This is a genomic window from Pseudomonas sp. NY5710 (genome assembly GCF_013305665.1).
GTDB lineage: Bacteria > Pseudomonadota > Gammaproteobacteria > Pseudomonadales > Pseudomonadaceae > Aquipseudomonas > Aquipseudomonas juntendi.
In genome coordinates this window covers 4,307,863-4,323,075 of record NZ_CP045554.1, presented here as the reverse complement: position 1 = coordinate 4,323,075, position 15,213 = coordinate 4,307,863, and the positions used below count along the sequence as shown (strand labels likewise).

Genomic DNA, 15,213 nt, shown 5'->3' with positions numbered 1-15,213 from the left:
GCGTCAGTCGCAGGGCAAGCCACGTAAGCGCAGGTGTTCGACCAGGCGTTGCAGCAGGTGTTCCAGTTGCGGCAGCTGCAGGCCGTGCCGCTCGGCAACCCGGCAGGCATGGCCGAGCAGGTAATGCACCTCTGTGCGTCGGCCTGCGTGCACGTCCTGGTACATGGAAGAGTAGTTGGCGGCGGTGGCCCCGATCACCCGTTGCACTTCTTCGTCCAGGCCCTCGGCCGCTTGCGGCTGGCCACAGCGGCGCAGCAGTGAGGCCAGTTCGGCGCACAGGCCATGTACTTCCGCCAGGTGGCCCAGCAAGCCGCCGTTCTGGCAAGCGTGCAGCACGGTCAGCGGGTTGATCGCGCAGTTGAGGGCCAGCTTGCGCCACAGGCGGGTGAGGATGTCCACCGTCCATTCGGCAGGGATGCCTGCTTCGCGCAGGTCATCGAACCAGGCCGGCAGCGCCGGGTTGCGCGGGTCGCCCAGCCAGTTGAAGCCATGCCCGGCAAAACGCACCTGCCAGTCGCCTTCGCGGAAGGCGCCTTCGGTGCTGGAGGCGAAAACGCAGCGCGCCTGTGGCAGCAGGTCGGCCACCTCGTCCTGGCTGCCCAGGCCGTTCTGTAGCAGTAGCACGTCTGCGCCCTCGGCCAGGCGTGGTGCCAGGCCGGCAATCGCCGGTGCGGCGTCGTAGGCCTTGCAGGCCACCAGCAGGCGATGGATCGGCCCGTCAGCCTGGGCGGTTTCGGCGGGTATGGCGTAGTGCCGGGCCTGTTCTTGCTCGAACAACGTCAGGCCGCCGGCCTGTTCATAGGCCTGCAGCCGTTGCCGATCGCGCAGCACAAGGCGCACTGCCTTGCCCGTGCGTGCCAGGCGGCAGGCCCACAGGCTGCCGAGGCTGCCGGCGCCGAGAATATGCCAGGTGCTGCTCATATGCGTTTCGCAACCCGTTATAATGAGCCCGCATTTTAACCGTCAAACCCAGCGCGCTCCATCTTCAGCCTGAGCGCGCTTTTATTTTGGGAGAACAACCATGCCTTCGTTCGACGTGGTATCGGAACTGGACAAGCACGAAGTGCAGAACGCGGTCGACAACGCCATCAAGGACCTGGACCGCCGTTACGACCTCAAAGGCAAGGGCTCCTTCGAGTTCAAGGACAAAGAGCAGACCGTGGTACTCACCGCCGAGGAAGAGTTCCAGCTCGAAGCCATGCTGGAAATCCTGCGCCTGGCGCTGGTCAAGCGCAAGATCGATGTGAAATGCCTGGAAACCAAGGACCCGTACGCGTCCGGCAAGGAAAAGAAACAGGAAGCCAAGTTCCGCGAGGGTATCGACAAGGACCTGGCCAAGAAGATCGTCGCCACCATCAAGGACGGCAAGCTGAAAGTGCAGGCCGCCATCCAGGGTGAGCAGGTGCGGGTAACCGGCAAGAAACGCGACGACCTGCAGGAGGCCATTGCCTTGCTGCGCACCAAGGAATTCGATATGCCGCTGCAGTTCAACAACTTCCGCGACTGAGGCGGGTGTGGCCAGGAACCCCAATGGCTCAATGATGTCCATGGGGGCCGGGGCCGCGTGAGCGCGCGGCCTGTTCTACCGTGTACTTGCCGTTCGGCATCAGGAGATGAATATGGATTTGAACGCTGAAGTCGATCAGCTGGTTCGCCAGTCGCAAACCTGGATCCCCTTGATCATGCAATACGGCAGCCGTGTGCTGCTGGCGCTGGTGACCCTGGCGGTCGGCTGGTGGATCATCAACAAGGTCAGCGCCCGCCTGGGCAAGCTTGTCGGCCTGCGCAATGCCGACCTGGCGTTGCAGGGCTTCATCAGCACCCTGGCCAACATCGTGCTGAAGATACTGCTGCTGGTCAGCGTGGCGTCGATGATCGGCATCGAGACCACCTCGTTCGTCGCGGCTATCGGTGCCGCCGGCCTGGCGATCGGCCTGGCGCTGCAGGGTAGCCTGGCCAACTTCGCTGGCGGCGTGCTGATCCTGATGTTCCGCCCGTTTCGCATCGGCGACTGGATCGAGGCGCAAGGCGTTGCCGGTACTGTCGACAGCATCCAGATCTTCCACACCGTGCTGCGCACCGGCGACAACAAGACGGTGATCATGCCCAACGGCAGCCTGTCCAATGGCATCATCACCAACACCAACCGCCAGCCCACGCGCAAGGTAGTGTTCGATGTGGGCGTGGATTACGAGGCCGATTTGCAGAAGGCCCGCAATGTGTTGCTGGAGCTGGCCCAGGACCCTCGCGTGCTGCCCGACCCCGCACCCCAAGCGGTAGTTTCGACACTGGGTGACAGCTCGATCACCGTGTCACTGCGCTTGTGGACCAAGACCGCCGATTACTGGGATGTGATGTTCATGCTCAACGAGCAGGCACGTGACCGCCTGAAGGCCGAAGGTATCGACATTCCGTTCCCGCAGCGGGTCATTCGGGTGGTGCAGGAAACTGCCGCCCAGTAACAGCGCATCAGCGCCGGGGCTGCACAGCGGCCCCGCTTTTTTCTCCCCGATTACACTTGTTCACAGCAAACCCCTGCTATTTCTGGCATATACCCTGCTCCTGCCTGTCACACCTGATATGCCATCATGAAACCACTGCTGTACATCACCCCCCTGCGGGCCTTGCTGTTTGGCCTGACCCTGGCCCTGTTCGAACTGCTGACCTACCTGGCCAGTGACGCGGTGATGCCGGCTATGCCGGTCGTGGTCGGCGACCTGAAGGCCGGCCCTGAATACATCCCCCATGCGCTCAACCTGTACCTGCTCGGTGGCGTGGTGCTGCAGTGGCTGATCGGCCCGCTGGCAGACCGCTATGGTCGGCGCCCGTTGCTGCTGGCCGGCTGCGCGTTTTTCGGCCTGGCCTGCCTGGCGACCTTCTGGGCCCATGATATTGGCCTGTTCAACCTGCTGCGCCTGTTGCAGGGGATAGGCCTGGGCTTTGTGGTCACGGTCAGCTACCCGGCGCTGAACGAGGCATTCAGCGAGGCGGATGCCGTGCGGATGATGGCGCTGCTGGCCAACATCGCCCTGCTGTCGCCGCTGCTGGGCCCGCTGGTCGGGGCCTTGCTGTTGCAGTGGCTGGACTGGCGTTGGCTGTTCGTGGCTTTCGCCGTGGGGGCCGTGGTGTGCTGGGGGCTGCTGTACCGGCTCATGCCCGAAACCCTGGGCGTAGAGCGCCGCGACGGTTCGCGCCTGGCGTTCACGCCGATCCACCTGCTGCCATTGCTGGCAGGCTACGGCCAATTGCTCGGCAACCGCCGCTTTGTCGCGGGCAGCGCCGCCCTGGGGCTGGTCGGGCTGCCACTGATTGGCTGGATTGGCCTGTCACCGGTATTGCTGATTCATGATGAGGGCCTGACGACCCTGGAATATGCGCTGTGGCAGCTGCCGGTGTTTGGTGGGTTGATCCTGGGCAACCTGATCATCAACCGTATTGCCGACCGCTACCCGCTGCCGGCCTTGGTCCGTGGTGCCCTGTGGCCGTACCTGGCAGGGTTGAGCGTGATGGTGCTGGCGACATGGTATTGGCCGACCGTGACCAGCCTGGTGGCAGGCATGTCGTTGTATGCACTGGGCTTGGGTGTGGCCAATGCGGTGCTGTACCGCATGACGCTGTTTTCCAGCGAGCAAAGCAAAGGCCTGGTTTCGGCCATGCTGGGGATGATCACCATCGCCCTGTTGGGGCTCGGTGGGGCATTGCTGGCAATGATCGGCGCCGGTGCCAGCTTGCTGCATTTCGCACTGGCGGCGGGGCTGGCGGGCGCGTTGGCGCTGTGGCCGTTGTGGTTTGTGGTGGGCGGGCGGCCGGGGCAAGGGGCCGTGGCTGACTGATCTGCAGTACCTGTGCCGGCCTTGTCGATCTGTGACTCGGTCGTCGTAAATGCCGGGGCCGCTTACAACGGGCGGGGGTGGCCGGCAGTCTTGCGGAGGTGGGACGGCACAATTCATCGAGCGGGTTCACCCGCGAATACGGTGGTACCGGCAACGCACAATGCCCGGCAGAATTCGGCCAGCAGGCCCGGCCCTTTCGCGGGTGAACCCGCTCCTACAACGGGCTGGGGTGGCCGGTAGTTCTGCGGGCCCGGGCCGGCATCATCGATCGATGTAGGAGCGGGTTTACCCGCGAATACGGTGGTACCGGCGACGCATAATGCCTGGCAGAGTTCGGCCCGCAGGCCCGGCCCTTTCGCGGGTGAACCCGCTCCTACAACGGGCGAGGGTGGCCGGCAGGCCTGCGGGGCTGGGCCGGCATCATCGATCGATGTAGGAGCGGGTTCACCCGCGAATACGGTGGTACCGGCAACGCACAATGCCTGGCAGATATCGGCCCGTATGCCCGGCCCTTTCGCGAGGAAAGCCTCAGGCTAGTGCACAGGTCTTGGCAGCAGCGCTGGTTTGCCAGCGAAACGGCCGGTACAGGCAGCAGAAACCTGTCAGGGCCGTTCGGCCGCCGCACCTGGCTCTGCCAACGGCTTACCGCGGCCAGCCTCCTGGCGCCACTGCAAGGCGATCAGGATCAGCGTAGGCACGCCCAGCAGGGCGGTAATCAGGAAAAAGTCGTGATAACCGAACTTCTCCACCATCACCCCCGAGTAACCCCCGATCAACCGCGGCAGCAACAGCATGATCGAGCTGAGCAGCGCGTACTGGGTGGCCGAGAACTTCAGGTTGGTCAGGCTCGACAGGTACGCCACGAACGCAGACGTGGCCATGCCGGAGCTGAAGTTGTCCAGCGAGATGGTGACCACCAGCATTTCCAGGTTAGGCCCCATGTCCGCCAGCATTAGGAACAGGATGTTGGTGCCCGCCGAAGCCGCGCCACCAATAAACAGGATGGGCATGATGCCGAAGCGCACGATCAGCAGCCCGCCGATACCGGCACCGACCAGGGTCATGATCAGGCCGAAGATCTTGCTGACACTGGCGATCTGGTCTTTGGTGAAGCCCATGTCGATATAGAACACGTTGGCCATCACGCCCATGACCGTGTCCGACATGCGGTAGGTGGCGATCAGGCCTAGCAACAGCAAAGCCTGCCAGCGGTAGCGGGCAATGAAGTCGTTGACCGGGGTCAGTACCGGGGCCAGGCCACGGCGGCCCAGGCTCGACAGGCACGCCCAGGTCAGCAGCACATAGAGGATCAGGCGCAGGAAGGCGCGGTCTTCGAGCAACAGGTCGAGCGGTGTGGCATCCCCGGAGATGACCGTGGACCAGCCGGTATTGAACATCTGGGTAAAACTGGCGGGCACCGATACCAGCAGGATGATCAGCACGAACACCGAGGCCATCTGATGCACCAGGCCGTAGCGCGCAGCCGACAGCTGGGTGCGCAGGGGCACTGGCGGTTCGCGCATGACCAGGGTCGTGAACAGCGCGGGCAGCATCATGACCCCGAACATCACGTAGGTGCCGGCCCAGGCTTTATGCAGGTAACTGAAGCCGGTGGACCCGAACCACTCGGCGAAGAACAGCGCGCCCGCGGTGGCGAGCAGGGCGGCAACCCGGTAGCCGGCCATGTAGCTGGCGGCGAGGGCGGCCTGGCGCTGTTCGTCGGCGATTTCCAGACGGTAGGCATCCACTGCAATGTCCTGGGTGGCCGAGGCAAAGGCCACCAGCACGGCCATGGCGATCAACCAGGATAGATGTTGTTGCGGGTCGCACAGGCTCATGCCGACCAGGCCGATCACCACCAGTGCCTGCGACAGCAGCAGCCACGAGCGCCGGCGCCCCAGGCCGCCGAGCAGCGGCAGGCGCCATTGGTCGAGCAACGGTGACCATACCCACTTGAAGGCGTAGGCCAGGCCGATCAGGCTGGCGTAACCAATGGTTTCGCGGGCCACCCCAGCCTCGCGCAGCCATACCGACAGGGTCGAGAACACCAACATGTAGGGCAGGCCGGCGGCGAAACCGAGCAGCAAAAGTACCAGGGTTGACGGGCTGGCATAGGCAGCGAGCGCAGCGCGCCAGGTTTTACGGGGCATGGGCCAACATCTGCCTCAAGTTTTCGAAAACAAAGCGCGCACTCTAACCGCTGTGCTCTGTCGGGCGCCAGCCATGGCGCGTCATATCCACACGATTGTTGGTCACATTCACGCCTTCTGCACGCAGTCGCGCCCGTTGTTCATCCCCGGCCGGGGTGCCCAGCGCCAAGCTCAGGCGGCCACCGGCGCCCAGTACCCGGTGCCATGGCAGGCGGGTTTGCGCAGGCAGCTGCCCGAGGGTGCGCCCCACCCAGCGTGCTGCGCGGCCAAGCCCGGCCAGTGCTGCGAGCTGGCCATAGCTCACGACTTTGCCCGCCGGTACTTGGCCAAGCACCGAATACAATGCCGTTCGTCGACCTTCGGCCGACTCCGGCATGTGCTCAGGTCCCCCAGACATGGCGCCCCCCTTGGGCTGTGGATGAAAACGGACAAATGGTCAGGTAAATGAGAGTTGAACTCAATGCCAAGCTGCCGGTCTGTGCTTGCTCTGGTCGGCGGTAGCTGGATAATGCCCGGCTTTTTTCTTCGAATCGAACCGTAGTACGTCTATGCATTCTAGATCCTTGTTGTGCCTGCTCGCTGCTTCCCTGTGCGCCTCACCGGCGTTGGCCGATACCGTGTGGATGAAGAACGGTGACCGGCTCAGTGGCAAGATCAAAGTCTTCGACGGCGGCAAGCTGCTGCTGGAAACGCCCTACGGCGGCTCCATTGCCCTGGACTGGAAACAGGTGCAGACCCTGGAAAGCGACCAGGAACTGCTGGTCAAGCAGGATGCCTACACGGGCGAGAAGGCCAAGTCGCTGAAGGCCGCTGAACCGGGCAAGGTGACCTTGGCCAACGGCGAGGCGCCCAAGACCGTGGAGCTGGCCAGCATCGAACAGATCATGAAGCCCAAGCCCCTGGTCGAAGACTTCGTGTGGAAAGGCAACGTGGATGTGGCGCTGGACTACAAACGCGCCGAAAACGACACCGACGACTACGATGTCAGCTTCAAGACCACGGCCCGCCACGGCCGCTGGCGGCACAACGCCGAAGGCGAGTACAACCGCGAAACCAAGGACGACGTCACCACCACCGACAACTGGAGTGCCGAATACGCGCTGGACCGCTTCATCACCGAGAAGTGGTTCTGGCAGGGGCGGGCGGAATACAAGCGTGACCGCATCGAAGACCTTGCCCGCCAGCGCACCGTCGGTACCGGCCCGGGTTACCAGTTCTGGGACAACGAACTTGGCGCATTCTCGCTCGGGTCGCTGATCAACCGCACCGACTTCGAGTACCAGGACGGCAGCAAGGACAACTTCTATTCCGCTGCCGTGAAGTGGGACTACACCCGTTACCTGATCGGCAAGAACGTGCAGCTGTTCACCAACGGCGAGCTCGCCAAACCGCTGGGTGGGGTGGCCGACTATTCACTGGATGCCGAGGTGGGGCTGCGCTACAAGGTTACCGAATGGGCTTCGCTCAACCTCAAGGCGGAGCGTGACATCATCAGCGGCACGAGTGAAAGCGATCTGGAGAAGACGCGCTATACCGCGGGCTTTGGCGTGACCTGGTAAACCGCCGGGCCGCACCGCGGCCCCATTGGCACTCGGTGTGATAATGCTTATCTTGTCATCCGTCCCGTTTGCCACCAGGAGCCGCACCCAGTGAGTACCAACGCCATCCGCCCAGCCCGGGAACTGCTGCTCAAGGAATACCGCGGCGTGCTCTCGACGCATTCCAAGTCGATGCCCGGCTACCCGTTCGGCTCGGTGGTGCCGTACTGCCTGGACGCTCACGGCAACCCGCTGATCCTCATCAGCCGCATTGCCCAGCATACCCATAACCTGCAGAAAGACCCCAAGTGCTCGCTGCTGGTAGGCGAGCGCGAAGCTGAGGATGTGCAGGCGGTAGGGCGCCTTACGGTAATGGCCGAAGCGCACAAGCTGGTCGAGGCAGACGCCATCGAGGCTGCCGCCGAGCGTTACTACCGCTATTTCCCGGACGCTGCCGACTATCATAAGGCTCACGACTTTGACTTCTGGGTGCTGCAGCCGGTACGCCACCGTTACATCGGCGGCTTCGGCGCGATCCACTGGCTCGACCAGGTCACCCTGGCCAACCCGTTCGCCGGCAGGTCCGAGGCCAGCATGGTCGAACACATGAACAGCGACCACGCCAATGCCATTGCCCACTATGTGCAACTGACCGGCCTGCCGGACCATGCCGCAGCGCAAATGGCTGGGGTGGACAGCGAAGGCATGCACCTGCGTATCGGCCAGGGGGTGTACTGGTTACCCTTCCCGCATATTTGCAATACGCCGACACAAGTCCGCGAGGCCTTGGTTTTGCTGGCGCGCGCCGATCAGTGGCCCACGCCTGCAGGGGGCGAGGGTTGAAAAAGCGTGCACTTGCATCCACTTGATGGTCTTAAAGGAAGGTTCTCTTCCGACGAGGAATGCTTTGATGCGTGCTTTTCTACTGTTGCTTCTGCTGTTTCCAGTGCTGGAGCTTTTCGTATTCGTCAAGGTCAGCGCGGCCATCGGTTTCTTCCCGGCGCTGTTGCTGATCATCGCCGGTTCCGCCTTGGGTGTGCTGGTCATGCGTGTGGCTGGCCTGGCCACCGCCCTGCGCGCCCGGGAAAGCCTGCAGCGCGGTGAGTTGCCTGCCGAGGACATGTTCCAGGGCATGATGCTGGCGGTGGGCGGTGGTTTGCTGCTGCTGCCGGGCTTTATCAGCGACGTGCTGGGCCTGCTGTGCCTGCTGCCGTTCACCCGCCATCTGGCCGCGCGCAAGCTGCGCGAACGCGCCGAGGCCCAGGCCATGCGCCAGCGCGCGTTCCAGGACGACCCGTTCCAGGCCCAGCCGCGCGATGGCGGCCACCGGCCGAACGTGATCGAGGGCGAGTACGAGCGCCGCGACAAGTAACCACCGCTTTCCACTACGGGGCCGCATATGCGGCCCCGCGTTTTTTTCCGCGAGCTGAAAAATTTTGTAGGGCAAGCCTTGTAATTGGATATGGCGGCCTCATGTATGTGGTCACCGCAAGGTTTCTGGCATTAACGCCAGACATTACTCAGGTGGCTTGCCCTTGGCGGGCTACCTTCCGGCAACGCCGGACAGCCTCAACCCGCCGGTTTCGATACCGGCCGATGAAAACCACAATTTGGGAGAGATCGACAATGAAGCTTCGTCCTCTGCATGACCGCGTAGTCATCCGTCGCAGCGAAGAAGAATCGAAAACCGCTGGCGGTATCGTCCTGCCGGGTTCGGCCGCTGAAAAACCTAACCGCGGCGAAGTCGTTGCTGTTGGCACCGGTCGCGTTCTGGAAAACGGCGAAGTCCGTGCACTGGCCGTCAAGGTCGGTGACAAAGTGGTTTTCGGCCCTTACTCGGGCAGCAACACCGTGAAAGTCGATGGCGAAGACCTGCTGGTCATGGCCGAGAATGAAATCCTCGCCGTTATCGAAGGCTGATTTCCCCGACTTCCCGTTACTCCAAAGAATTTCCAAGGATTAAACGATCATGGCTGCTAAAGACGTAAAATTCGGCGACTCCGCTCGTAAAAAAATGCTCGTTGGTGTCAACGTTCTGGCTGACGCGGTAAAAGCTACCCTCGGCCCGAAAGGTCGTAACGTGGTTCTGGCCAAGAGCTTCGGCGCGCCAACCATCACCAAGGACGGCGTTTCCGTCGCCAAAGAAATCGAGCTGAAAGACGCCTTCGAAAACATGGGCGCCCAGCTGGTCAAGGAAGTCGCTTCCAAGGCCAACGACGCCGCCGGTGACGGCACCACCACCGCTACCGTTCTGGCCCAGGCCATCGTCAACGAAGGCCTGAAAGCCGTTGCTGCCGGCATGAACCCGATGGACCTGAAGCGCGGTATCGACAAGGCCACTGCTGCCGTTGTCGCCGAGCTGAAGAACCTGTCCAAGCCATGCGCCGATTCCAAGGCCATCGCTCAGGTCGGTACCATCTCCGCCAACTCCGACAGCTCCATCGGTGAAATCATCGCCGAAGCCATGGAAAAAGTCGGTAAAGAAGGCGTGATCACCGTTGAAGAAGGCTCGGGCCTGGAAAACGAACTGTCCGTCGTAGAAGGCATGCAGTTCGATCGCGGCTACCTGTCGCCTTACTTCGTCAACAAGCCAGACACCATGGTTGCCGAGCTGGAAAGCCCGCTGCTGCTGCTGGTCGACAAGAAAATCTCCAACATCCGCGAGCTGCTGCCAGTGCTGGAAGCCGTTGCCAAGGCCGGCCGCCCACTGCTGATCGTGGCTGAAGACGTCGAAGGCGAAGCGCTGGCTACCCTGGTAGTCAACAACATGCGCGGCATCGTCAAGGTTGCAGCGGTCAAGGCACCTGGCTTCGGCGACCGCCGCAAGGCCATGCTGCAGGACATCGCCGTTCTGACCGGTGGCCAGGTCATCTCCGAAGAAATCGGCCTGTCGCTGGAAACCGCTACCCTGGAGCACCTGGGTAACGCCAAGCGCGTGATCCTGTCCAAGGAAAACACCACCATCATCGATGGTGCTGGCGCTGACACCGAGATCGAAGCACGCGTCAAGCAGATCCGTGCCCAGATCGAAGAAACTTCTTCGGACTACGACCGTGAGAAGCTGCAAGAGCGTCTGGCCAAGCTGGCCGGCGGTGTTGCCGTGATCAAGGTCGGTGCTGGTACCGAAGTTGAAATGAAAGAGAAGAAAGCCCGCGTTGAAGACGCCCTGCACGCTACCCGTGCAGCCGTTGAAGAAGGCGTGGTGCCTGGCGGTGGTGTTGCCCTGGTTCGCGCCCTGGCAGCCATTATCGACCTCAAAGGCGACAACGAAGACCAGAACGTCGGTATCGCCCTGCTGCGCCGCGCTGTCGAAGCGCCGCTGCGCCAGATCACTGCCAACGCCGGCGACGAGCCAAGCGTTGTCGCTGACAAGGTCAAGCAAGGTTCGGGTAACTTCGGTTACAACGCTGCCTCCGGCGAGTACGGCGACATGATCGAGATGGGCATCCTGGACCCAGCCAAGGTCACCCGTTCGGCGCTGCAAGCTGCTGCTTCGATCGGCGGTCTGATGATCACTACCGAAGCCATGGTTGCCGACCTGCCAGAAGACAAGCCAGCTGCTGGCATGCCTGACATGGGCGGCATGGGTGGCATGGGCGGCATGATGTAAGCCAGTCTTACCCCCTGCACCAAGAAAAAGCCCCGGTTCGTGAGAACCGGGGCTTTTTCATTTGGGTCAGGTCTTACATCAACGCGGTGATAACCATTGTGTTTGATTGCCCTGACGGATGCCCAGAACTCCGCCACGACCTATGACTGTCGATGGGGGAGAGGGATCTTCATAAGCGTCTGCAAGACTTGAACTTTGCCACATACGCATAAGTGCTTTTGGGCCACCGGGGTAATCAGGGTAAAGATCCTCTGCTCTTGCCAATGCGTCTTTAGGCAAGACGCCTTTTTGATTCCCCTCTGCGGCGGTAAGAAGTTCCATGGAACCGGAGAGTTTGCTTGCCATTTTTGAAGAACCCTGACCGACTGCCTGAGCGAGTCTCCTGGATGTCTGGGACAGGCTCACGAGATCTGCGCTACTGAGGCGGGAGAGGATGTTATCCATAGGTGGAAGGTGTGAAATCCTCTCTGGCCCTACTAGTGGTCCTCGCGGGTCTGGCATTGAGCTTCTTCGCGGTTGTGGGCGGGGGCGACGAGCCGGCACCGAGTTGGATCTCCTCAGCGTCCGGTGCCCGCCAGGGTCGCTAGCATTGACCGGATCTGCGGAGCAATAAGCGTACGCATTGAAGCCGCCTGCACCGAAGGGGCTCATGCTATCCGGCGAGTGAAAGCGCATGTGTATCGGATTAAAGGCCCTGTAGCCGTTACCTAGTAAGTACATGCCAGTGAGCATGTCGACTTTCTGCCCGTTGAAACCGAGCCATGAAAACCTCAAAAGTTCACTGTTGCTATATCCATAAGCGCTGTATGCAAATGGCATGATCATCGATTTCAGACCTTCTTCGCGAGGTCTCGCAAGATTGCCAGACGAATGTTGGCCAGAAAACTGGCAAAAATGTCAGTCAAGGTTCAATGCCAAATACCAGTGCGTCGATTAGTTCAATAGCCGCGCTTATAGCGGGGCCTGAGCGTCGATTTTGCTCAGCCATGTCGCGTGCCGGAAAATCCGGAGCCACGGCTGGCTAGTTGCCGTCCGCAGCGTCCACTGTGTGGGAGCCGCGCTTGCCGGCGAAAGGGCCGCAAAGCGGCCCCACTATCAGGCAGTGCGATGCTCGCCGGCTACCGCCTCGGCGACGCCCTTGCGATATAGCACCAGGTAATACGAGCCCAGGCCAATCAACCAGCAGAACACGGCGGTCCACACGTTATGCGACAGGAAGTGCGCTCCCTGCAGCATGCGCCCAACGCCAAGCAGCGAACCTGCCAGCAAGGCCACCACGAATGCCGCCCGCGCCAGGCGCGGCTTGCGGTCACGCAGCATGAAGAACAGGCCGAACAGGCAGAACCCGGTCGCGGCATGCCCGCCCGGCCAGCATAGTCCGGGCTTGTCGGTGGCCGGCCGTGGTTGCAGCAGCTTGCTGTAGGTTTCGGTACCGCCAAACTGGGTGAGGCTCCAGGGGCACTGCACCTGCGTCACCTTCTTCAGGGGCGTGACAAACGCGGTGGACAAACCCAGCGCCAACACCAGGCAGCCCAGCTCGCGGCGCCAGCCAAACAGGCGCTTGACGAAAAAGCTGGCGGCGAAGGTCAGCAGCGCTATCAGCCCCAGCAGGATCACCCCCTGTTTGACCCGGTCATGCAGGATGTTTTCCAGCCAATAACTGTGGCGGCCAATGAACTGCCCGGCTACAGGGTCGAAGAACAGCTCGGCGAGGTCCATGTCGATCGATGTCAGCTCCAGCAGAATCAGGGCCAACGCGGTCGCCAACGGAATACCCAGGTACAGCCAGTAATTGATCGGGCGAGGGCGGGTTGCTTGCTGCATGGCGGCTCCAGGGCGGGAAAAAGATCGGCCATTGTCATCGGCCCGCTATTCTGTGTCCGTGAAGGATCAGTGAAAAAACCGTCAAGTGCGGTGAATTTTTCCGGGGGCTGGCACCCTGCAGGCATAGGCCGTAAGCTGCGCCTGCCGCGCACCACAGCGAGAAGCGCCGCACAGGAGAAACCGATGCGCATTCTTTTGGTTGAAGACAACCGCGATATTCTGGCCAACCTGGCCGATTACCTGGGCATGAAGGGTTATACCGTCGACTGCGCCCAGGATGGCCTGTCCGGGCTGCACCTGGCTGCCACCGAGCACTATGACCTGATCGTGCTCGACATCATGTTGCCCGGTATCGATGGCTACACGCTGTGCAAGCGCCTGCGCGAAGACGCCCGCCGCGACACGCCGGTGATCATGCTTACCGCTCGCGACCAGTTGGACGACCGCCTACAAGGCTTCCGTTCCGGGGCCGACGACTACCTGCTCAAGCCCTTCGCCCTGTCCGAGCTGGCGGCACGCATCGAAGCCGTGCTGCGCCGGGCCCAGGGCGGCGGGCGGCGCAGCCTGCAGGTGGCTGATCTGAGCTATGACCTCGATACCCTGGAGGTCACCCGCCAGGGCCGCATGCTCAAGCTCAACCCGGTCGGCCTCAAGCTATTGGCCGTGTTGATGCAGAAGAGCCCCCATGTACTGCGCCGCGAAGTGCTGGAAGAAGCCCTGTGGGGCGACGACTGCCCCGACAGTGACAGCCTGCGCAGCCATGTGCACCAACTGCGCCAGGTGATCGACAAACCGTTCGAAAAACCGCTGCTGCATACCGTCCATGGCGTCGGCTATCGCCTCGCCGAGGGTCGTGATGGAGTTTAAGCAAAGCCTTGCCCAGCGCATCATCATCGCCTTTGCCCTGATGAGCGCGCTGGTGGCCGGGGCCTTCGCCTTCGGTATCGTCGGCACCGTGCACCTGGTCGAAGAGCGGCTGATTTCATCGGTACTGGGCGGTGACTTGCAGCGCCTGCTGCGCATGGACAGCGTCAGCGACTGGAGCCACCGCCCGCGCCCCGACCAGTTGTTCTACTTCAGCGGTGGGCGGGACGACTTCGAGCTGCCCAAAGACTTGCGCCACCTGGACCGTGGCTTCCACGAAGTATTCCGCGACCAGCTTTCCTACCACGCGATGGTCGAGATCGTCGATGGCCGCCGCTATGTCTTGCTGCAGGACCAAAGCGACTTCGAGGAGCGCGAGCGTGTGCTGTTCGCGGTGGTGCTGGTGGGCTTCGTGCTCAGCCTGGTGCTGGCGGTGATCCTCGGGTGGCTGGTGGCGCGGCGGGTGATGGCGCCGGTGATCCGCCTGGCGCGGCAAGTTCGGCACCGTGACCAGTTGCTGGGCCTGGCGCCGCCGTTGGCGCCGGACTATGCGGCGGACGAAGTTGGCCAGCTGGCGGTGGCGTTCGATGACACGCTGGGCCGGCTGCGCGATGCGCTGACCCGTGAACGGCTGTTCACCAGTGACGTCAGCCATGAGTTGCGCACGCCATTGATGGTGCTGGCCACGTCCTGCGAGCTGCTGCAGGAAAACCCCAACCTCGACACCCGCACGCGTAGCCAGGTGGAGCGCGTGGCGCGGGCAACAGAAGAGATGCGCGAGCTGGTCAAGACCTTCCTGATGCTGGCCAGGGCGCAACGTGATGAAGGCGCAGTAGCCTCCCGAGCGACCCTGCGCGAAGTGGCCAACGAGCTGATCGGGGTGTGGCGCGACACCATCGAACAGAAGGGCCTGACCTTGTATTTCGATGGCCAGGCCAGTGCCAGCGCAGTGCTTTACAACGCGACCTTCCTGCAGTCGGTGATGGGCAACCTGCTGCGCAATGCGGCGCACTACACCGATGCCGGCTACATCCGCCTGAGCCTGGAAAGCCATGGCTTCAGCGTGGAAGACAGTGGCGTGGGCATACCAGAAGAACAGCGCGAAGCCATGTTCAAGCCGTTCGTGCGCGGTGACGAGCGGCGCGGCGAGGGCCTAGGCCTGGGCTTGTCGCTGGTGCAGCGCATCTGCGACGACCAAGGCTGGCGGGTTACCTTGACCTCTTCCGTGCCACATGGCTGCCGTTTCCATGTCGATTTGAGCAATACGCGGGTGAAAGAAGATCCGGACGTCGTGGCTGGGTAATCTGTTGTTACACGTGTTACCGTGGCCAACACTTTTTTCACATCAACATGACCTGATTCCTACGCGCATTTACCTAATGTGAGCGCAATGG

The 15,213-nt window shown here is 62.2% G+C and carries 15 protein-coding genes; 10 read left to right on the top strand and 5 right to left on the bottom strand.

Annotated features, from left to right (window positions below; all coding sequences use genetic code 11):
- Positions 1-3: 3 nt before the first annotated feature.
- On the bottom strand, positions 4-921 hold the full coding sequence (locus GEV39_RS19935; RefSeq protein ID WP_173890959.1) for a putative 2-dehydropantoate 2-reductase: 918 nt from the start codon (positions 919-921) through the stop codon (positions 4-6).
- Positions 922-1,021: 100 nt separating this feature from the next.
- Between GEV39_RS19935 and GEV39_RS19930 the strand changes: the two genes are divergently transcribed.
- The 3 genes from GEV39_RS19930 (at position 1,022) to GEV39_RS19920 (ending at position 3,833) form a co-directional block, all read left to right on the top strand.
- Positions 1,022-1,507, top strand: coding sequence for a YajQ family cyclic di-GMP-binding protein (locus GEV39_RS19930; RefSeq protein ID WP_054884610.1), 486 nt, complete (start codon positions 1,022-1,024; stop codon positions 1,505-1,507).
- A 112-nt stretch (positions 1,508-1,619) separates the two neighbouring features.
- Complete coding sequence (locus GEV39_RS19925; RefSeq protein ID WP_173890958.1) at positions 1,620-2,462, top strand: mechanosensitive ion channel family protein; 843 nt, start codon at positions 1,620-1,622, stop codon at positions 2,460-2,462.
- A gap of 126 nt (positions 2,463-2,588) precedes the next feature.
- Entirely contained in the window at positions 2,589-3,833 is a 1,245-nt protein-coding gene (locus tag GEV39_RS19920; protein WP_173890957.1) for an MFS transporter, read from the top strand.
- 602 nt (positions 3,834-4,435) lie between these two features.
- Here the strand turns inward: GEV39_RS19920 and GEV39_RS19915 are convergent.
- Both GEV39_RS19915 and GEV39_RS19910 read right to left on the bottom strand, forming a co-directional pair.
- A complete protein-coding gene (locus tag GEV39_RS19915) occupies positions 4,436-5,983 on the bottom strand; it encodes an AmpG family muropeptide MFS transporter (protein WP_173890956.1) in 1,548 nt (515 codons plus the stop codon).
- 43 nt (positions 5,984-6,026) lie between these two features.
- Positions 6,027-6,380 carry an MGMT family protein gene (locus GEV39_RS19910; protein WP_033690708.1) on the bottom strand — a complete coding sequence of 118 codons (354 nt, stop codon included), beginning with the start codon at positions 6,378-6,380 and terminating at the stop codon, positions 6,027-6,029.
- 151 nt (positions 6,381-6,531) lie between these two features.
- Here GEV39_RS19910 and GEV39_RS19905 point away from each other — a divergent pair, with 151 nt between their 5' ends.
- The 5 genes from GEV39_RS19905 (at position 6,532) to groL (ending at position 11,131) form a co-directional block, all read left to right on the top strand.
- Complete coding sequence (locus GEV39_RS19905) at positions 6,532-7,542, top strand: DUF481 domain-containing protein (protein WP_029887495.1); 1,011 nt, start codon at positions 6,532-6,534, stop codon at positions 7,540-7,542.
- Between the two features lie 90 nt (positions 7,543-7,632).
- Positions 7,633-8,364, top strand: a complete 732-nt coding sequence (locus GEV39_RS19900) for a HugZ family pyridoxamine 5'-phosphate oxidase (RefSeq protein WP_173890955.1) — start codon at positions 7,633-7,635, stop codon at positions 8,362-8,364.
- A 67-nt stretch (positions 8,365-8,431) separates the two neighbouring features.
- On the top strand, positions 8,432-8,893 hold the full coding sequence (locus GEV39_RS19895) for an FxsA family protein (RefSeq protein ID WP_009684395.1): 462 nt from the start codon (positions 8,432-8,434) through the stop codon (positions 8,891-8,893).
- Between the two features lie 254 nt (positions 8,894-9,147).
- Complete coding sequence (locus tag GEV39_RS19890) at positions 9,148-9,441, top strand: co-chaperone GroES (RefSeq protein WP_009684394.1); 294 nt, start codon at positions 9,148-9,150, stop codon at positions 9,439-9,441.
- A 49-nt stretch (positions 9,442-9,490) separates the two neighbouring features.
- Entirely contained in the window at positions 9,491-11,131 is a 1,641-nt protein-coding gene (gene groL / locus GEV39_RS19885) for a chaperonin GroEL (RefSeq protein WP_009684393.1), read from the top strand.
- Positions 11,132-11,209: 78 nt separating this feature from the next.
- Here the strand turns inward: groL and GEV39_RS26615 are convergent, their stop codons facing one another.
- Complete coding sequence (locus tag GEV39_RS26615) at positions 11,210-11,950, bottom strand: RHS repeat-associated core domain-containing protein (RefSeq protein ID WP_502708018.1); 741 nt, start codon at positions 11,948-11,950, stop codon at positions 11,210-11,212.
- A gap of 276 nt (positions 11,951-12,226) precedes the next feature.
- A complete protein-coding gene (locus GEV39_RS19875) occupies positions 12,227-12,955 on the bottom strand; it encodes a phosphatase PAP2 family protein (RefSeq protein WP_173890953.1) in 729 nt (242 codons plus the stop codon).
- 183 nt (positions 12,956-13,138) lie between these two features.
- Here GEV39_RS19875 and colR point away from each other — a divergent pair, with 183 nt between their 5' ends.
- Positions 13,139-13,822 carry a two-component system response regulator ColR gene (gene colR, locus GEV39_RS19870; protein ID WP_009684391.1) on the top strand — a complete coding sequence of 228 codons (684 nt, stop codon included), beginning with the start codon at positions 13,139-13,141 and terminating at the stop codon, positions 13,820-13,822.
- Positions 13,812-15,122 (top strand): sensor histidine kinase, encoded by a 1,311-nt coding sequence (locus tag GEV39_RS19865; protein ID WP_173890952.1) that lies wholly within the window; start codon positions 13,812-13,814, stop codon positions 15,120-15,122. The genes colR and GEV39_RS19865 overlap by 11 nt, the downstream gene beginning before the upstream one ends.
- Positions 15,123-15,213: the final 91 nt, after the last annotated feature.